The sequence below is a fragment of the Streptomyces sp. NBC_00569 genome (assembly GCF_036345255.1).
Lineage (GTDB): Bacteria > Actinomycetota > Actinomycetes > Streptomycetales > Streptomycetaceae > Streptomyces.
Genome location: NZ_CP107783.1, coordinates 1,367,026 through 1,384,018 on the forward strand (window position 1 = coordinate 1,367,026; position 16,993 = coordinate 1,384,018).

General features: G+C 67.6%; 23 protein-coding genes and 3 pseudogenes. 12 read left to right on the plus strand and 14 right to left on the minus strand.

The genetic code is table 11. The annotated features are described in order from the left end of the window. The 7 genes from OHO83_RS06335 to OHO83_RS06365 all read right to left on the minus strand — a co-directional run bounded on the left by OHO83_RS06335 (nt 1) and on the right by OHO83_RS06365 (nt 3,455). Nucleotides 1-876, minus strand: coding sequence for a histone protein (locus tag OHO83_RS06335; protein WP_266678011.1), 876 nt, complete (start codon nt 874-876; stop codon nt 1-3). A gap of 7 nt (nt 877-883) precedes the next feature. Beyond that, nucleotides 884-1,138: a gas vesicle protein GvpG gene (locus tag OHO83_RS06340; protein ID WP_266678009.1), complete on the minus strand. Its 255-nt coding sequence runs from the start codon at nt 1,136-1,138 to the stop codon at nt 884-886. A gap of 1 nt (nt 1,139) precedes the next feature. After that, on the minus strand, nt 1,140-1,889 hold the full coding sequence (locus OHO83_RS06345) for a GvpL/GvpF family gas vesicle protein (protein ID WP_266678008.1): 750 nt from the start codon (nt 1,887-1,889) through the stop codon (nt 1,140-1,142). A 3-nt stretch (nt 1,890-1,892) separates the two neighbouring features. Beyond that, the gene (gvpJ, locus tag OHO83_RS06350) at nt 1,893-2,357 is read right to left on the minus strand and encodes a gas vesicle protein GvpJ (RefSeq protein WP_100592665.1); all 465 of its coding nucleotides are present in this window, start codon (nt 2,355-2,357) and stop codon (nt 1,893-1,895) included. Nucleotides 2,358-2,389: 32 nt separating this feature from the next. After that, on the minus strand, nt 2,390-2,710 hold the full coding sequence (locus OHO83_RS06355; RefSeq protein ID WP_266678006.1) for a gas vesicle protein GvpO: 321 nt from the start codon (nt 2,708-2,710) through the stop codon (nt 2,390-2,392). Between the two features lie 403 nt (nt 2,711-3,113). Continuing rightward, nucleotides 3,114-3,269 carry a hypothetical protein gene (locus tag OHO83_RS06360; protein ID WP_266678004.1) on the minus strand — a complete coding sequence of 52 codons (156 nt, stop codon included), beginning with the start codon at nt 3,267-3,269 and terminating at the stop codon, nt 3,114-3,116. Nucleotides 3,270-3,293: 24 nt separating this feature from the next. Beyond that, entirely contained in the window at nt 3,294-3,455 is a 162-nt protein-coding gene (locus OHO83_RS06365) for a hypothetical protein (protein WP_266678002.1), read from the minus strand. Nucleotides 3,456-3,856: 401 nt separating this feature from the next. Between OHO83_RS06365 and OHO83_RS06370 the strand changes: the two are divergent. The 6 genes and pseudogenes from OHO83_RS06370 to OHO83_RS06395 all read left to right on the plus strand — a co-directional run. Continuing rightward, nucleotides 3,857-4,498: pseudogene (locus OHO83_RS06370) on the plus strand (HemK2/MTQ2 family protein methyltransferase). 43 nt (nt 4,499-4,541) lie between these two features. Beyond that, entirely contained in the window at nt 4,542-4,724 is a 183-nt protein-coding gene (locus OHO83_RS06375) for a CDGSH iron-sulfur domain-containing protein (RefSeq protein ID WP_266680170.1), read from the plus strand. A gap of 14 nt (nt 4,725-4,738) precedes the next feature. Beyond that, nucleotides 4,739-5,751: pseudogene (locus OHO83_RS06380) on the plus strand (iron-containing redox enzyme family protein). Nucleotides 5,752-6,454: 703 nt separating this feature from the next. Then, on the plus strand, nt 6,455-6,697 hold the full coding sequence (locus tag OHO83_RS06385; RefSeq protein ID WP_266678000.1) for an integrase core domain-containing protein: 243 nt from the start codon (nt 6,455-6,457) through the stop codon (nt 6,695-6,697). 146 nt (nt 6,698-6,843) lie between these two features. Continuing rightward, entirely contained in the window at nt 6,844-7,077 is a 234-nt protein-coding gene (locus OHO83_RS06390) for a hypothetical protein (RefSeq protein WP_266677998.1), read from the plus strand. Nucleotides 7,078-8,355: 1,278 nt separating this feature from the next. Beyond that, nucleotides 8,356-9,310: pseudogene (locus OHO83_RS06395) on the plus strand (IS630 family transposase); the annotation flags it as partial. Here the strand turns inward: OHO83_RS06395 and OHO83_RS06400 are convergent. Next, on the minus strand, nt 9,299-9,982 hold the full coding sequence (locus OHO83_RS06400; RefSeq protein ID WP_266677996.1) for a DUF1990 family protein: 684 nt from the start codon (nt 9,980-9,982) through the stop codon (nt 9,299-9,301). The pseudogene OHO83_RS06395 and the gene OHO83_RS06400 sit on opposite strands and share 12 nt — an antisense overlap. Nucleotides 9,983-10,236: 254 nt before the next feature. Between OHO83_RS06400 and OHO83_RS06405 the strand changes: the two genes are divergently transcribed. Together OHO83_RS06405 and OHO83_RS06410 are read left to right on the plus strand one after the other, a co-directional pair. Further along, nucleotides 10,237-10,413, plus strand: a complete 177-nt coding sequence (locus OHO83_RS06405) for a hypothetical protein (protein ID WP_266677994.1) — start codon at nt 10,237-10,239, stop codon at nt 10,411-10,413. A 7-nt stretch (nt 10,414-10,420) separates the two neighbouring features. Beyond that, nucleotides 10,421-11,203, plus strand: coding sequence for a DUF1990 family protein (locus OHO83_RS06410; protein ID WP_330278857.1), 783 nt, complete (start codon nt 10,421-10,423; stop codon nt 11,201-11,203). Between the two features lie 211 nt (nt 11,204-11,414). On the opposite strand, the gene OHO83_RS06415 is transcribed toward OHO83_RS06410, so the two are convergent. Continuing rightward, complete coding sequence (locus OHO83_RS06415) at nt 11,415-11,801, minus strand: hypothetical protein (protein WP_266677990.1); 387 nt, start codon at nt 11,799-11,801, stop codon at nt 11,415-11,417. Nucleotides 11,802-12,252: 451 nt separating this feature from the next. Here OHO83_RS06415 and OHO83_RS06420 point away from each other — a divergent pair, with 451 nt between their 5' ends. Then, nucleotides 12,253-12,408 carry a DUF6131 family protein gene (locus OHO83_RS06420; RefSeq protein WP_199841846.1) on the plus strand — a complete coding sequence of 52 codons (156 nt, stop codon included), beginning with the start codon at nt 12,253-12,255 and terminating at the stop codon, nt 12,406-12,408. A 63-nt stretch (nt 12,409-12,471) separates the two neighbouring features. Here OHO83_RS06420 and OHO83_RS06425 read toward each other — a convergent pair whose 3' ends face one another. From OHO83_RS06425 to OHO83_RS06445, 5 genes are all read right to left on the minus strand, one after another. After that, nucleotides 12,472-13,080: an alkaline shock response membrane anchor protein AmaP gene (locus OHO83_RS06425; RefSeq protein WP_266677988.1), complete on the minus strand. Its 609-nt coding sequence runs from the start codon at nt 13,078-13,080 to the stop codon at nt 12,472-12,474. A gap of 20 nt (nt 13,081-13,100) precedes the next feature. After that, on the minus strand, nt 13,101-13,781 hold the full coding sequence (locus OHO83_RS06430; protein WP_266677986.1) for a DUF6286 domain-containing protein: 681 nt from the start codon (nt 13,779-13,781) through the stop codon (nt 13,101-13,103). Between the two features lie 82 nt (nt 13,782-13,863). Next, nucleotides 13,864-14,271 (minus strand): hypothetical protein, encoded by a 408-nt coding sequence (locus tag OHO83_RS06435; protein WP_266677985.1) that lies wholly within the window; start codon nt 14,269-14,271, stop codon nt 13,864-13,866. Beyond that, a complete protein-coding gene (locus OHO83_RS06440; protein ID WP_266677984.1) occupies nt 14,268-14,459 on the minus strand; it encodes a hypothetical protein in 192 nt (63 codons plus the stop codon). The genes OHO83_RS06435 and OHO83_RS06440 overlap by 4 nt, the downstream gene beginning before the upstream one ends. Before the next feature lie 62 nt (nt 14,460-14,521). Continuing rightward, the gene (locus OHO83_RS06445) at nt 14,522-15,010 is read right to left on the minus strand and encodes an Asp23/Gls24 family envelope stress response protein (RefSeq protein WP_266677982.1); all 489 of its coding nucleotides are present in this window, start codon (nt 15,008-15,010) and stop codon (nt 14,522-14,524) included. Between the two features lie 147 nt (nt 15,011-15,157). Here OHO83_RS06445 and OHO83_RS06450 point away from each other — a divergent pair, with 147 nt between their 5' ends. Genes OHO83_RS06450 through OHO83_RS06460 form a run of 3 tightly spaced genes read left to right on the plus strand, consistent with a single transcriptional unit; the run spans nt 15,158 to nt 16,868 of the window. Beyond that, complete coding sequence (locus OHO83_RS06450) at nt 15,158-15,790, plus strand: RNA polymerase sigma factor (RefSeq protein WP_266677980.1); 633 nt, start codon at nt 15,158-15,160, stop codon at nt 15,788-15,790. Continuing rightward, nucleotides 15,781-16,464 carry an Asp23/Gls24 family envelope stress response protein gene (locus tag OHO83_RS06455; RefSeq protein WP_266677978.1) on the plus strand — a complete coding sequence of 228 codons (684 nt, stop codon included), beginning with the start codon at nt 15,781-15,783 and terminating at the stop codon, nt 16,462-16,464. Before OHO83_RS06450 ends, OHO83_RS06455 begins: the two co-directional genes overlap by 10 nt. Continuing rightward, nucleotides 16,461-16,868, plus strand: a complete 408-nt coding sequence (locus tag OHO83_RS06460; protein ID WP_266677976.1) for a hypothetical protein — start codon at nt 16,461-16,463, stop codon at nt 16,866-16,868. The genes OHO83_RS06455 and OHO83_RS06460 overlap by 4 nt, the downstream gene beginning before the upstream one ends. The last annotated feature ends 125 nt before the right edge of the window (nt 16,869-16,993 follow it).

Consider the following 16,993-nt stretch of genomic DNA (forward strand, 5'->3'; position numbering starts at 1 on the left):
CTACCTCCGACGATCGGCGCGCTTGGATGCTGATCGCTTCGATGACGTCGTTTTCCTGGCCGCGCTCTTCTTGGCGGGTGCGGACTTCTTCGCCGCTGTCTTCTTGGCCGCGCTCTTCTTGGCGGGTGCGGACTTCTTCGCCGCTGTCTTCTTGGCCGCAGACTTCTTGGCGGGTGCGGACTTCTTCGCCGCCGTCTTCTTGGCCGCAGACTTCTTGGCGGGTGCGGACTTCTTCGCCGCCGTCTTCTTGGCCGCAGACTTCTGCGGCGCGGCTTTGGCTGCCCGACTCTTCTTCGCGCGGGCGGGTGCGGCCTTCTTGGATGTTGCTGCTGCGGATGCCCTGCGGCGCCGCTGCGGCCGCGCCTCCTCTTCAGGCTCTTCCTCCTCTTCCTCCTCTTCCTCCTCCTCCTCGTACTCGGCCTCCGGCTCTTCCTCTTCCTCGTCCTCTTCCTCGGCCTGGTCCTCTTCGTACTCGGCCTCCGGCTCGTCCTCTTCCTCGTACTCCGCGTCTTCCTCTTCCGGCGCGTACTCCTCCTCGTCCTCTTCCTCGTCCTCGTCCGCGATCTCGCCGAGCCGGGCCGTGCGATCGCTGATGGCGCCGGCAAGCGTGCTCATCCCGCGGTCGGCAGCGGCAGCCACTGCCTGACGCCCCGCTTGGAGGACTTCCCCTCGCAACTGCTCCTGCAGATCAGCAAACTGGGGAATATCTCCCAACCTGCGCATCCCCTCGGCTGCAAGCTGGCGAGGGTCAAGACCGAACCTCCGGCCTGCCAGATAGGTCGCAATGGACAGAGCCATGCGACCCTTCTTCGTTCGACCCAGTACATAGCCGCCCACTACAGCAGCAGCAAGCGCCACCTTTTCCTTTTCATTCATGAGCCTGTCACCTTCGATCGTTCGGAGCGGGACCAACCCGTGTGGAATACAGTCGATCGAGCAGTCGTTCCTCTTCTCGTTCGAACTCCTCCAAGCTGATGTCCCCGTCTTCAAGTTCGCGGTTCAGCAGAGCCAGCTGGGCGCGGAGCACTCCCGGGTCGTGCAGCTCTCGCTCAGCTGCGTCGCTGAGCTTTTCTGCCACCCAGATCACACCGCGGACCGGCGCAATGGGGAGTGTGAGAATTCCGGTGATCAGACCCATGTCAGACTCCGACGGTCCGAACAGAAGTGCCTTCAGTGGAGACAAAGCTGTAGCAGGGCAGCGGGCCGGCAAGACGCAACTCGACGCGTTCACGGTGCGCCTCGGCGAATTGCTCTGCTGTGCTTCGGAAGCCGTCGCTGTCGCCACGGCTTACCAGGAACGACACGTTGAGCACGCATCCGTGGACCTCCGGTCCCGAGGCCACGGCACGCGCCTTGGACGTGAGCTCGCGCAGCACTTGCCGACCGGCTGCGGCCGCCCTGCTTTCCAGAGCACTCGCGACGGCTTCGCCCAATCGGACGTTGGCTTCGTAGCCGGGCCTGTGGCGCGCCTCATCTCGCAGTCGGCGGACGTTCTTGTCCTCCTCAAGGAGGCTTCTCAGCGCATTCTGTGCCGGAAATGCCTTGACGTTGACCTCGACCCCGTCCGCGAGATGCTCGAGTACGGCCACGTGGTCCGCCTCGCAGGCTGCCAACTGATCGCGTACCGCCGCCTCGTCCGGTGCCACCATCCCAAATCGCATGGGAAGAACAGGGCCTCGGCCCGTGAGGCGCAGCAAAAGCTCCTGATGAGCCAAGAGGTCGCGTCGTCTAGCGCGGAGGTTCGCGGGCGCCTCGCTGACGACAGCGGCGACCCGGCCCTGCCGAATCACTCGCAGATGGGCGGCAGGGCTGCCTACCCCGCATGAGTCAGCCGGCAGCGGTCTTCCCGCCCGAATGATCGCGTATACGTATACCCCATCGGTTGTCACGACTCAGGCCTCCACCGGTCGTCGACGCGAACTGCCACGGGCTGGAGCACGCCGCTTCCGTGGCCGTTCCTGCTGCTCTGCTTCGTCGTCGTCCTGCTCGTCGGAGTCGTCGTCGTGGCCCCCGACTGCCTTGCGCACGGTGTCACCCACGGTCTCCGCGGCCTTGCGGACCTTCCGTTTGCCGATGGACTTGGCGGCACTGCCGCTCAGCAGCTCAGGAACGGTGGTGCTGCCCGAGTCCCGTTCCAGGTCCAGCCGGTTGCAGGCCTCGGCGAACCGCAGGTAGGTGTCCACACTCGCGACAACGATGCGCGCGTCAATCTTGAGGATCTCGATGCCGACCAGGGAGACCCGAACGAACACGTCGATCACCATGCCCCGATCGAGGATGAGTTCGAGCACGTCGTACAACGTGCCGGCGCGTGGTGGGCACGCCACTACCTCATCGGAGTAGGTGGTCGCAGGCATGGGGTGTCCTTCCGATTGTCGACAAACCAGGGTCACTCATCGGCGGATCCGCGCCGGTAGCGGCGGACCCTGCAGTACTCCATGAGTTCACCGTCCTGGTCGAGCTGCACCTCGTACGAGGCGAGAAGGCTCGTAGTGTCCGGAATCCGGGGCAGCTCAAGGACGTCCACGACGACGCACCAACCGTCATCGAGGCGCTTCACGGCCGATACGCCCTCCGTGGGATGGCTGATGAGCCCCTCCAGGCTCCGGCAGGCAGCCCGCGCGGCTTGGCCTGCTCCCCGCATGGGCGGTGAGCGGCGAGCGGCTGTCGTCGAGGACTTCCCGGCGCGCGGCCGACGTTCTTCTGCCATGAATACAAGTCTGACCAATGTCGGGCTTAGCGCACTTCGAGCGGAGCAGACGAGCGCACGCGTCGGATCGGGTTGCTCGCGCCTCAAGGCCCGTCACCTGCTGATCCGGGCATTTGGTGTGCGCTCGGCAAGCTATTGGCCACGTCAGCGTCCCCGGGGGCTGTTGACGTAATACCTGCTGGGCTTCTCACGCTTCCAGAGGATCCGGTCGTGGTTCCCATCTGAGACTGCAGGACGCTCACGCGGCTTGCCGGGCCGCGGCCACCCCACGGTCGCGGCGGCAATCAACCTCTGGTCTGCGCGGAAGCAGCAGCGCGGAATCGCTGGCGGCGCCGCTGCGGCGGTTTGACGAAGGGCGACAGCGCGCACCGGACGCGGCTTGGTCTGCTGCAGTTGGGTACGGCTACACGGATGCGTGGTGGACCTCGACCACCGTGATGTCGACGGCGGTCACCACCATGCCCAGGATATGGCCGCAGGTGTCTGCTACCGAGCGGCGCACCAGTCCGACCGTCTCAGGCAAAGGGCGGTTCATTTCGGCGGTCAGGGGCATGCTCACGCGCACACCCGTGAAGAGGTCAGATCAGGCAAGGCGACAACTGACGGTAGTGACGCCGGGCACCTCGTCCGCTGCGCGCCGCAGCACGGCGGACGCGGCGCGCTCGGCTATCCGCAGGGCGCGCGTGGGGCCGCCGAAGGGCAGTGTCGATCCCGGCCACACCTGATCATGGATGATTTTGGTCATGACGCGGGCGATGAGGCACTGCGTGCTGGGAGGTTCCCGTTCCCGCAGAGTCTTCGTCGCTTTGTCCAGTGCCGGGTCTTCGACGGCGCGCTCCGTCGTGCCTGGAAGACCGGGTCGGTGTAGGCATCCTTGGTGACGATCATGGTCTGCGACCAAGCCGGCGAGTCTACGCAGCAACCGCCGGTCGTCGTCCAGAGGTGTACCGCGAGCACCCTCTGCTTGAGGTGCCGCCGCAACCCAGCGCCGCTTCGGCAGCACAACATCCACCACAAGAGGCCGCACGTGTGGATCTCACCCCACAGGGCACCCGGTGCCACAGTAGTCACGCACGATGTCCACACGGAGTGGAATCCGATGACCGCAGAGGCCAGTCAGCACCGGCCCCGTCACACCCGCCCCGCTTGCTCACGCCGCCCGGCGTGTACGCACCGCAGAGCGAAACGCAGATACTCGTCCGGGCGCTGTGCGGGTAGAACATAGGTCCCACCACCGGTGTGCTGGATCTGGGGACCGGCAGCGGAGCGCTCGCCGTCCAGGCCGCGCGCATGGGAGACTGTGTGACCGCTATCGACATCTCGTGGCGTGCTGTGTGGGCCGCGCGTCTCAACGCGCGCCTGTCACGGCATCACGTCACCGTCCGCCGCGGAGACCTGACCAGCGGGCTCCAAGGTCGCTCATACGACATCATCGTCAGTAATCCGCCGTACGTGCCCTGCCCTTCGGTCAGCCTGCCGCGTCGTGGCAAGGCACGCTCGTGGGACGCGGGACCCGACGGACGCGCCTTGGTGGACCGTATCTGTGACGCCGCCCCCGCAGCCTTGCGGCCGAGCGGAGTCCTGCTGCTGGTGCAGTCGGCACTGTCCGGCACCGAGGCCACGCTCGAGCGGCTCGCCGGCACAGGACTCCACCCCGCCGTCGTCGACCGAGCCCGCATCCCCTTCGGCCCGGTCCTGCGCTCCCGGACGGCGTGGCTGCGCCGCCGAGGACTCGTGGGCGAGGAGAGCTGGGAAGAGCTGGTGGTCATCCGTGCCGAAAAGTTCTGAACGCGCACGCCACATCACCGTCGACCCTGACGGCCCCTTGCCGGTGGAGGGCCCCGTAGAAGTAGTAGTTGACGACGGCGCCGTATTCGTCTCGCAACGCTTCACCGTCGCAATCTGCACGTGCCGGCGAAGCCGTAACTACCCGTGGTGCGACACCAGCCACCGGCGCCGCACGAAACCCCAGACCGACCACGCACCCCCGCCCGCATCGGACTCCGAGGCCTGAGGAAGGACCCCCTCATGCATCCGGACGGCCAGGAGCCACGCGGTCGCAGCCCCCCACTCCCCCAGCCCCGGGGCGAATTGTCGACCACAGTCCTCAAAGCGCTCGGCGGCGCCGCCACGGCGCCACTGCCGCTCGCATTGCCGCGCACTGTCGACCCATACGGAGACGATCTCCAGCTCGCTCTATACGTTCTCTACGAGCTGCACTACCAGGGCTTCGACGGCGTCAGCGACGAAACGAGTGGAATCCGGAGCTGCTCGCCCTGCGCGGTCTGCTCGAACAGCGCTTCCTCGACGCGCTGCGCACGGACGTGCCGCCACGGACCGATGCCGACGAGGCCCTTGCCCCGCTTCTGGTGGAGCCCGTCCGTCACGACGAGTCGAGCGTCAGCCACTACCTGCAGAGGGACGGCACGTTGGAGCAGCTCAGGAAGTACGCGGCCGTGCGCTCCCTCTATCACCTCAAGGAAGCCGACCCCCACGCCTGGGTCCTCCCCCGTCTGTACGGTCGCGCCAAAGCCGCCATGGTGGCCGTTGAGTTCGACGAGTTCGGCGCGGGACACCCGGAGGGCATCCACGCCCAGCTCTTCGCCGACCTCATGGCGGACCTCGGCCTGCACACCGCCTACGGGCACTATGTCGAAACGGCTCCAGCGGAAGCCCTGGCCACCGTCAACGTCATGTCTCTGTTCGGCCTCCACCGTGCTCTGCGCGGAGCCCTGGTGGGGCACTTCGCCGCTGTCGAAGTAACGTCGCCCCCGAGATCGCGGCGACTGGCCTCGGCCCTGCGGCGTACCGGCGCGGGACCGGCCGCGGCCCGCTTCTACGACGAGCACGTGGAGGCCGACGCGGTCCACGAACAGGTAGTGCGTCGCGATGTCATCGGCGGGCTGCGAGCAAGCGAACCCACGCTCGAGCCAGACATCGCCTTCGGTGTCCAAGCCACCGTGCTCCTGGAAGAACACCTCGGACGACAGCTCTTGGGAGCCTGGCGCGACCAGCGCAGCGCGCTACGCGCGCCGTTGTAGCAGCTGACCCTGCGCCTGCCGAAGATAGGACCGGTTCTGGCTGGCCGCCCTCTCCGGCCTGAAATCCCGTCGCCGCCGGCGCGAGATCTTCCCCGTCACGCCTGGCACGCTGCTGGCCCGGCATCGCAGGTTCATCGCGGCGGAGTGGGACCACAGCGCCCGGCGCACCGCACAGGACGCCCGCCGCCCATACCAGGGCGGCGCTCAAGAAGCCGATCCTGCAGCTCGCTCAAAAGAACGCACAGTGGGGCACAGGCGGGTCCACGGCGAGCTGACCCCACTCGGGCACCCAATCGCCGCGTCCACGGTCTGGGAGATCCTGCACGATGCGGGCATCGACCCGCCCCGCGCCATACCGGCCCGACCTGGAGAGAGTCCCTCACCAACCAGGCCCAGGGCATCAACGCCGTCGACATCTTCCATCTCGACACCGCCGTCGGACACAGGCAGTACCCGACGGCGTTCCTCGAACACCGCACCAGGCGCCTGCACATCACCGGCGTCACCGCACACTCCGCCCGCGAATGGGCGGTGCAGCAGGCCCGGAACGTTGCCCCCGACCTGGGCACACGCATGGAGTTCCTGCGCTTCCTGCTGCGTGACCGCGACGGCAAGTACGGGCAGACCTCCAACGCCGTCTTCCAGGCCGAGGGGATGGAGATCCTCAAGAGCGCGCCCCAGACCCCTCGCCCACTAGGAGCGGGTGATCGGCAGCATCCGGCGCGAGGTCCTCGACCATGTCCTCACCACAAACAAAGCCCACGCCCGACAGGTCCTGGCCGCCTACGAACAGCACTACAACAAGCACCGCCCCCACCGGACCCGCAACCAACTACCGCCAGGCGCGGACCAACAGCCCATCGCCGTGCACGCACTCGAAGGCCGCAGACTCCTGCGCACCCGCGTCCTTGGCAGCGTCATCAACGAGTACCACTATGCCGCTTGACCTGCAGCGACGACTTTCCGAGCCCCACAAGATAGGATGAGTTTCCGCATGGCACAGGACGCTCCTCATGCAGCCACTGCCCAGCCGCCCGGATCCCGGACGCAACGGGCCGTTCAACGCCGCGTTCAGGGCTGCCAAAGAGCAGCGTGTCATGTTCATCTCAGTCGAGCGCCAAGGCCCGCCCCGATTCCTCCGCCGGGCTCGTCTACTTGGTGCTGCACGACGTGGACAGCAAGCCCAGGGCCCGCGGACTGGCGGCAGCCCCGCACACCGCCCTCTACGGCGACCTCGAACCCCTGGCCCGCGCCGTGCCCAGACGCCCTGACGACACATCCGCTCATCAGGCAGTGAGACCCATCTCGCGCTTTCAGAACAGCTGAAGACCGGTCCTGAGGGACTATATGGTGGCCCCCAGAATTTGGGTGCGAGGGAAGCCGGAGCCGCACAGTTTGGGGTATGTCGCAGGCTGTGAGTCCTGCGGTTCGGCAGCGCAGCCGCGGGATGTTGTTCCCCTCATCTGGACGGCCGGTCACGGGCCCGCAGGCCCCGTCAAGCCCCTTCACACCTCCGGAGGAGGCGGGGGCAAGGGGTGGACATGGACCGTTTCCTCATCGCGCTGCCTTCGTTGCCTCGAGCATGGAACCGGACGAAGACGCGGGCGGCATTCTGGGAACTACCGTTCCTGCCGCCCTGCTAGATGCGTACTGGATGATGGCCGACTCCCCCGCTCGAGCGGACCAGCAACGCCGGCCAGTGCGGACAATCGATGCGCCGTGGACAGCGGGGACAGCACTTTCCGCAGGCGACGGCAGGGAATGTCCGCGCCCTTCCGCCGCCCGCGGGCGATGGGCCGTGCGGGTCCTGATACTGGCGGTGTCCGCCGGCGCGATCATCGCTGCGGCCTGGGCAACGGCCTTTGCTGGTGGCTGACGTTCCCAGTCGCCTCCGGCGCGGAGCCGCAGGCTGTCTCGCGGGGTTCCCTGGCGCACATTCCGCAAAGCAGCCCCCACCCGAGCCTCGCAAGAAGGCGGGGACGCACACGGCATCCCCGGCAAGGGCTCACAGTGACTGACGGCAGCTCCGCCGCTGCGGCACCAACTCCGCGATGATGGGCTCGGGTGGGGAAGGTCAGGCCAAGTTGATGTTCTCCGCTGATCAACCTCGAATTTGACCAACGAATCGAGGATTTCGACGCCGCCATCACCGCCTTCACCACCTACGCCAAACGCTGGGGCGGTGTCGAGCAACTGGTCGTCGCGGACAGCAGCTTCTACATCCAGCACCCCACCAAGCTCGAGGACACCGACCTCTACGCTCTCCTCGGCACCGACCCGCGGTTCGGGCTTCATCTTCTGGTCCTCATCGCTGTGATCGACGAACTCGACCAGCTCAAGGAGTCGGGCAAGCAGCGGGCACGCTGGCGATCTGGCTACACCCTGGCCGTCCTGGACACTGTCTGTCCTGGACAACCGAGGGCGGGGCAGGCTCCATGCGGGCGAGCAGAGGGGAAGGGGGCCAACAGTTGAGGCGGTCTTCGATCCTCCCGGACATCCCCGTCTACCGGACGTCGATGACGAGATCATCGATCGAGCGCTCGCCGTGCAGGGCGTGTCTGGCCGACCGGTCACGCTCCTCACGTATGACACGGGCCAAGCCCTGCGAGCCCGCACGGCCACTCCATCATGGAGGTGTCACGGCTACTGAAAGTCGCACCGGACAGCGTTCGTACCTGGCGCCGACGCTTCCTCGAGCGCGGCCTGGACGGCTTGTGCGACGAGCCACGTCCGGGTGTCTCGCGGAAGATCAGCGACGCGGATGTCGAGCGGGTCATCGTCAAGACACTGCAGGAGACACCGAAGAACGCAACGCACTGGTCAACCCGGTCAGAGCGGCGGCAACCGGGATGTCCCAGTCGGCCGTCTCGCGGATCTGGCAGGCGTTCGCCCTGGCCCCCCACCGGTCGCAGACCTTCAAGCTGTCCACGGATCCGCACTTCATCGACAAGGTCCGTGACGGCGTCGGCCTCTACCTGGATCCGCCGGAGAAGGCTGTGGTGCTGTGTGTGGACGAGAAATCACAGATCCAGGCAACGGGACCGGTCCCAGCCGGTACTGCCGGGGGTGCCCGAACGCCGCAGTCACCACTACGTCCGATCCGGCACCACAACCCTGTTCGCCGCACTGGAGGTGGCCACCGGGAAAGTCATCGGCTCCCTGCACCGACGGCACCGGGCCACCGAGTTCAAGAAATTCCTGGCTAAGGTCGACAAGACAGTGCCGGCCACACTCGAGGTGCACCTGGTCCTCGACAACTACGCGACCCACAAGACACCCAGTGTGAAGAAGTGGCTACTGGCCCACCCGCGGTTCCACCTGCACTTCACACCCACCAGCGCCTCATGGCTGAACCTGGTGGAGCGGTGGTTTGGCGAACTCACCCGGAAGAAACTCAAGCGTGGTGTTCACCGCTCCGTCCAGGCACTCGAACGCGACGTCCGCGCCTGGCTAGCCGACTGGAACAACCACCCCAAACCCTTCGTCTGGACGAAGGGTTGACGAGTTCCTCGACAAAGTCGCCGCCTACTGCCACCGAATCTCTGACTCAGGTCATTAGCGACACACGGGCTGTCTCCAAGAGATCCTGCGAATCACGGCGCGTGTCGACGGTGACGCCGCCCCGCGGGCGTCCGCCGGCCATCCCGGCGGCGCCGAGGCAGAAATGCACCCACATGTTGAACTGGATCTCCTTGGCCACCCGCAGCCGGCTGTAGAGGACGTCGGCCCAGCGGTCCCCCGCCCTCGACCATGCCTCGACGCCGAACTCCAGCACGTCGTCGTCGGCCCCGGCCCAGAACTGGATCTGCCCCGCCTCCAAGTGCCCACGAAGCGTGCCCAACCTGATCGAGAGCGCGTCGCGGTCGAGCACGCGGACAGGACCGTCCCAGGGGCCTGGCATCTGCACGCGGTACTCGTCGCCGGGACGTGCGGGGCTGCCCTGCTTGCCTCGCGTCCTGTGGAAGACCGCGACGGTCGACGGCGCCGGCCCGTTCAGATCCGCCGCCACTGCGTCGATCAGTTCCTCGGGACCCATCTCCGCGCTTTCGATTCGGACGCTGAAGCGCCGATGGAACATCGGGCCCACTCCATCGGCCAGCGGCTTGGTGAATTCATCGACGTGTGCCGCCGGCAGCGAAGGGGGCAGATCGCCGGCGTCGCCACTCCACTCGGTGCGGTGCAGCGCGGTAACCCGCCACATGTACTCCCAAGAAACCAGCAATACCCCCATGGGGAAGCGCAGCAACGTGCCCAGCCGCCGCCTCGGCGACGGTTTGCGGAGCTGAGGTTGGCCATCGCGAGTGGCGCCACCGCTACTGTCGTTTTGTCCCGACATTTCTCCATGACAGCACGAGGTGGGCGCCGCTTCGAGGCGCCGCCCGCGCGTCCTCGATGCTGATTCGGATTCAGGAGGGCTGAATGGCGGACGTCGCACAGGTGATGCACCGATGGGGGTTGCGCAGTGCGCAACTGCACCTTGCCGCAATGGGCTCAGTGGGCCTGTGCACCGTCTTCTGGATGCGCGCCGCGAGCTTCGACCAGGACGGACGCGGCAACGCCGAGCGACGTGCCCTCTTCGTCGGCCTGTGGGCACCCACACTCTGGTTCATGGCGCAGTCACTGCGCGACCTCGACCAGGCCGTACACACCCCGCCTCGGTGAGGCACACATGCTGCGCGAGCGACGGCTCCACCGAGCGAAGGCCGTGGCCCACCTGCGTGAATTGGCCGACCGTCAGGTCAACTACGAGCCTCTGCCCGAGAGTCGCAGCCTCCCCACCCGGGAGTCGTGCTGGAGCCTCGACTCCCTGCGCCACCCGATCGCCTGCGAACCCGCCGGCGACCCGCAACAGGGCGGGGCCTGGGAGATCGCCTGCCGCCTGGTCCGCGACTACCAGTTCGCTGATCCGGCCATTCTGCGCGCCATCTACAGCGCCGACGACACACTGCTGGGCCGCGACATGCTCCTGGAAGGCCGGTTCGCCGGGCTCCGCTTCGACATGGGCGTACGAGTGACCTTCGTGATCGATGAGACGCGCGGCTGTGGCGGGTCGGAATCGCGCGTGTGGGGCTGGTCTTATCAGACGCTGCAAGGCCACCTGGAACAGGGGGAACTCACCTACGAAGTCGTCAAGCGACTGCGGACCGGCGCGGTGGAGTTCTGTATTTGCGGCTACTCGCGGCGAGCGCCGCTGGCCAACCCCCTGATCCACGCCGGATTCGCGGCCTTCGGACGCCCCACCCAGCAACGCTTCTACCGCGCGAGCGCACGACAGCTGCAGCACCTGACGCACGCGGAGCTCCAAGGCGCCGCCCCGCTGGCACCCAAAACCCTCCCGGGCTACGACAGCGTCATCATCGCCCCTAACACGTGGGCGAACACATCCTCCGCTGAAGCAGCGGACCAACACGCTCTCTTGGGCTGCGGCGTGCCGAACTCATCGGTGATCTGACCGTGCATCATACACTGCAGCAGAACGTGCACGCCCTGCTCATGGGCGAGCCGAACCGTTCCTGCAACGCCCGCGAGCGTGCGCCTTGTCAGTCGCCTGCTGCTTCTTCATCAAATCGTCCGAGACGGCTGCCACGCCACCACAAACGCTGTGTGCGGCACGTCATGCGCTCCGCGCTCCTACGAAGATCACGACCAGTTCGTCGAGCTTCCTAGCTTTCCCTGCGTGTGCCGGGTGGGTCCTGGGGGTCCACCCCACTCGACGCGGAGGCGTCCCTGGTTCCGCTGGGACGCTGCGAGCGGCCTCTGCGACCGGTGTCGTGCATACCCTTTTCGCCTGAGCCCTTGCTCTGCTGTTCGCCGCGGCGGCCGGTGCTCTTGGCGGTGTTGCCTGGGACGCTTTTCGATTCTTCCTTGGAGACTTTCCTGCCAGGCCCCTTCTCGGGGGCGTGTTCCTTCGGGTGGAAGGAACGGTGGGCGCTCGGATTCTCTTGTTGACGAGTCTCGTCCACATCCGGCGACCAGCCGTGCTGAGTGCCCTTGTGTCGACTCGGCCCCTCTCCGTGTGAGGGCTCGGACGGCTTCGGCTGCTTGGGCATGACCTCTACCTGCCTGTCCTGTGCGGGTGCCTGCACACGCCTTGCGGGTGGTGTCCAATTCTCCCATCCACGGCTGGAGCGGTCATATCGGGCACACAGATGACGCTGAGAGGTGCCCAAGGGAGAGACCGTCTCGCTGACCGACGGTGGCGGCAGCCGCTCTGCCTGCTTCCGGAGGTATTCACAGTGAGCAGACCGCTGCTGCCAGCCAAATGGGCTCCGATCGCCGCCGCGCATTCACCGGCTCCCATGACAACTGCAGCGCGGACGGCCCTGGACCCGGCCTGTGGAGTGCGCCCGTCAGGCCTTGGGCGGGCAGCTCACCCGAAGGCGCCACCACGAAGTGAAGCAGCAACGCGGCGGGCCTTCAGCCGGCTCTGCCAGCCCCGCTTTCCCTCCTGGCCTGGAAGGTTCACAGTTGAGATAGCACCATGCCTCATTGGAGGACGCCATGATCATTCTCGGAGTGATTCTGCTGGTTGTCGGGTTCTTGACCGGCCTCTCGATCCTGTGGACCATCGGCATCATCGTGCTCGTCATCGGCGCCATTCTGTGGATCCTGGGCGCCATGGGCCACGCCGTCGCAGGACGACGCCACTATTGGTAGCCGGGGCCCGTGGATGGGAGAGCCACCCATCCGCGGGCCTTCGCTGCACCCGATGATCGCGCCTTACTCGGCGCGGCGCGCCTTGTGCCTTCCCACGTCCAGCCGTGCCCGGGTGGGCAGGTGGGTCAACCCGGTGCAGTCGCGTACACGTGCCACGGGGCCGTGGCACAGCGCCTGTAGGACGGGGGCGGGCGTGCCGTGATCCGTCAGCGTGAGGGCCACGTGGAGGCAGGGGCGCGCCGCCCGTCCGGTGACATGGGCGCTCGCCTGCTCGACGCCGGGCAGGGCACGCGCTTCGGCGGTGACCACATTACTGAGGGCGCGGCCCCGCAGTTCGACGCTTTCTGGTGGAGGCGTGCCGCCCAGGTGCACTGAAGCGGGGCGACGGCGGCGCAGCTGCGCGAGCAGCCAGAGCAGGGCGAAAACGGCGGCCAGAACCAGGCCGGCGATGACGGCGGGCCACCACCACCAGCCCTGGTCGCTCCACCCGATGCGGTCGGCGTTGCTGAGTAGGACGTCGTGAGGCGTGGTCAGGGGCCAGCCGGCGGGCGCGGCCAGGTGAAGCTGGCGGTAGAGGTCGAGGCCTGCGGTGAGGATCAGCAGACCGCCGCCCAGCAGCACCAGGCCACTGAGGGCCATGAGGAGACGGTTGAGTGTGGATCGGCCGTTCATGGCGCGCTCCCGGGGTGAGGTCAACGAGTGCGGTGTCGTAGGCGGATCGCCAGCCGCGGGGTGTGCGCCACAGCGAGCTGACGGCACTGGTCCTGCAAGGCCTGGATGAGGTCGTCGCGGACGGTGGCGGGGTCGCGGAAGCGGACGTCCGCGCGGGTCGTGACGCGGCGGCGTCCGACCCGGACCCGGGCACCGCTGATGCCGGGGACGCGCATCGCGGCGTCGCGCAACACCAGGGCGGCACCCCTGCGGTCCAGCCAGGCCCCCATGTCGGAACAGCCATCGGGTGCCCGAAGCGGCAGCAGCCGGCGCAGGCCGGGGGTGAGGCCGAGGATGAGCAGCCACAGGCCGAGGATGACGGCGACGGCGCCCGCGACCAGCAGCCAAGGGTCGTCGACCGGGCGCGTGGCCAGCTCGTGGGCGAGGCGGATGCGCCATGCCCCGGCCCGATGTCCGGCGCGCACTGCGATCACGTCGTACAGCAGCACCCCGGCGGCACAGAGCGTCACCAGGGCGACCAGGGCGGCCGGGATGCGGCGTGCGGACCACAGTCGGGGCGACCTCGCCCCCCAGCCGTCATACGGCAGCGGGTGGCTCGTCGCGGGAGCGCGGATGTCAGGCTGGCCTGTCTCAGCAGCCTCCTTGGCCGAGGGCGTCTGCTCATCGTGAGCAGGCGGGGCGGGCCCGGATGGGAGGGTCATGGTGGCCGTCCTTCGTCGTTGGTGTGAGGATCGGCAGGGCTGATGGTCGGCCTGTAGGGCAGCGCTGCGGCGGTGAGCGAGATCAGCGGACGCGAGCCGACCGGCCCGCGACGACCAGACGCCGCACGGTCAGCATCACCTCGCTGATGTCCAGGCCGGTCAGTTGGGCCACCCGTTCGGCGACCTCACGCTGCAGTTGCCCGCAGGTGGCGGCGATGTCAGTGGGGTAGGGAAGGTCCACCGTCAGCGCCAGCTGTGCCGTCCCGTCGTACGTGGTCGTGCGAACGCCGGATGCAGTCAGCGCCGCATGCGCATGTGACGGGTGGGTGAGCCGGTGCAGGGCTGTGCTCGCCACCCGTGCGGCGATGCGGGCCACGACCCGGTCGGGTATCACTGTCGCGCCGCGCTCGGCAGGCGGCAGAGGATTCTCGGCGTCGTACCCGCCGTGGGGGCTCTCAGCTGATCCGTCGCTGCGGGTGGTGGTGCTCACTGTTGCCGCCGGGTGGACAGGTCTCGCTGCCGCCGGGTGAACACGTCGGCGTCGCCCTGCAGGACGAGACCGACGACCAAGCCCACCGCGCCCAGGACCGCTACCAGGAGGAAGGCCCAGAAACCGCCGAAGTAGCCGGCGAATCCCAGTGCCATTCCGGCTGCCAGACCCACTGTTGCTGTATTCATCACTCACGCACCTGTCTCACGCCGGTGTTCGATCGAAGAGGAACTCCGCCCGCTGCCGGAAGTCATTGGACGCGGCCTTCGGCCGGTTCGGTGTCGTCTTCGTCGTCGGGCAGGTTTACGTCGTCGATGACGAGGTTCACCTCGATGACCTCCAGGCCGGTCATGCGTTCCACGGCGGAGATGACGTTGACGCGGACCTCTGCTGCCACATCGACGATGGGGTAGCCGTACTCGACGACGACATCGATGTCGAGTGCGGCCTGGCGTTCGCCCACCTCGACTTTCACGCCGCGGCCGACGCCACCGGCGTCTGCGCCGGGGACGCGTTCGCGCACGGCTCCGAACGCACGGGTCATGCCCGCGCCGAGGTTGTGGACACCGGGTACCTCGCGGGCAGCCGTCCCCGCGATCTTGGTCACGACGCCGTCGGCGATGGTGGTCTTGCCCCGCGTTTCGGGGGATGTGCCCGCGCCAGTCGGCCCCTTCAGCATGGTCGCCGTCCCGGGAGAGCCGTCCTGTCCGGTGGAGGGACGGTCGGTGGTGTCCGTCATGGCAGTCGCCTCGATCAGTCGCTGCGGGCACCGGCACGATGCCCGTCAAGGATGGGACACACCCGACAGGCAAATCGTCACACATTTCCACGAACCGGCATCACATCCCTCAGGCCGGGCACAACACCGCAGGGAGGAGGTGCGGTCATGACGCACAGCGCCGGCCCTTCCCCGCGCCGAGCGGCCTGCCCCGGCCCACCCCCGGACCCCCCTGACCCGGGCACGGCCGACGGACTGCTCACCGCGCCGGACGACCTGCTGGCGACACGCGCCGGTGAAGGCGACGAGGAAGCCTTCGCCATCCTGGTGCGGCGCCACAGCCGTCCCCTGCTCGCCCTGGCCTCCCACACGCTGGGCAACGTTCAAGACGCCGAGGACGCCGTGCAGGACGCGTTCATCAGCGCCTGGAGGAGCCTTCCCGAATTCCGCCACGCCTCGGCGTTCAGCACTTGGATGTACCGCATCACCGTCAACCGCTGCCTGAACTCCCTGCGCCGCCGGCCGGCACCGGTACCGTTGGACTCGGTGGCCGAACCCGCCGCCCCCGGTACGCGTGGCTCGCCCGCGCGGGCAGCCGAACAGGACGCCCTCACCGAAGCCCTGGTCAACGCGCTCGGCGCGCTGGAACCGCAGCAGCGGGTCTGCTGGATCCTGCGGGAACTGCACGGCCTGCCCTACGAACAGATCGCCCACGTGACCGGCACCTCCGAGCAGACGGTCCGCGGGAGACTGTACCGAGCACGCCGATCCCTGAAGGAGGCACTGGGCCCATGGCGCTAGACGACCATCCCACCGGGCCTCCGGAGCTCGGACGCCAACCCCGCTCGCCAGACGGCTCACCTCTCGACGAGGTCCGCCGTCATACCGGAGACGAAGTGCTCACCTGCGGGCGCACCCTTAGTCACGCCTGGGAACAGGCCCGGGACGCCGGTCCGCCCGCCGACCCTCACCTCGCCGACTGCCCCTACTGTCGCGACGCCGTCGAAGGACTGGCCGCGCTGGACACAGCTACGCAGGCCCTGCGGGAACAGAAGAAGCCCAGCACCCAGAACCTCATCGCCCGCGTCATGGACAGCGTCCGGGACGAGGTACGACTGGGGTCGATGCTGCCTCTGAACGACCCCACGCGCACCTTGCAGATCGCCGAACACACCGCGGCCACCGTGCTACGGCGCGCAGCAGACGCGATACCCGGCGTCATCGCCGCCAGCTGCTGCCTCACCCGAGCCGACCAGGGCACCGGCGTAAGTGTGAGCATCACCCTGGCTGTCGGCCTGGAACGCCCCCTGCCCGAGACGGCCGACCTGGTGCGCCGCTCGGTGCTAGATGCCGCCGACCACGCCCTGGGCCTGGGAGTGACAGCAGTGGACGTCACGGTCATCGACGTGCACCATGCACCCGTATCGCCGAACCGCGCAGACACCACCCGTAGTGGACCGGGCGGCACCCCATGACCGCGTGTCACCCTGCCGACATTCGCCAGACCGCCGCTGAGGCCGCCCTCGCGGTCAGTGGGGTCCTCGCCCTGCAGCCCACCCTCGCGAGCCGTCTCGCCCGAGCCGCCTCACGCGCAACTGCAGGCGCGGCAGCCAGCAGGTTCGCCTCGCCGCTGTCGGGCATCCGTGTCGTCCATGACCCAGACGGCTCCGGCTGGCAAGTGGAGGTGCGCTGCGTCCTGGCCGAGGGACACCGAGCCATAGACGTCGCCCGCACCGTCCACGACCGGACCCGCGCGTCCCTCACCCCCCTGGTCACGACGCACGGCACGGCGGACACCGTCACTGTTACCGTCACGATCATCCGCATCACACGGACAAAACCAAAGGTCGCCCGGCGGCCGCTGAAATCAAAGAAGTGAGCGGTGATTCGGTCAGGGTAGCCATGAAAGTGTGAACCATGGCTTGATACCTCCATTCTGCCGAAGCTGAGCCCGAGGGCCGCCCCTGTTCGGAGTGAAGAGGGGCGGCGCAGACCCTAGCCCTA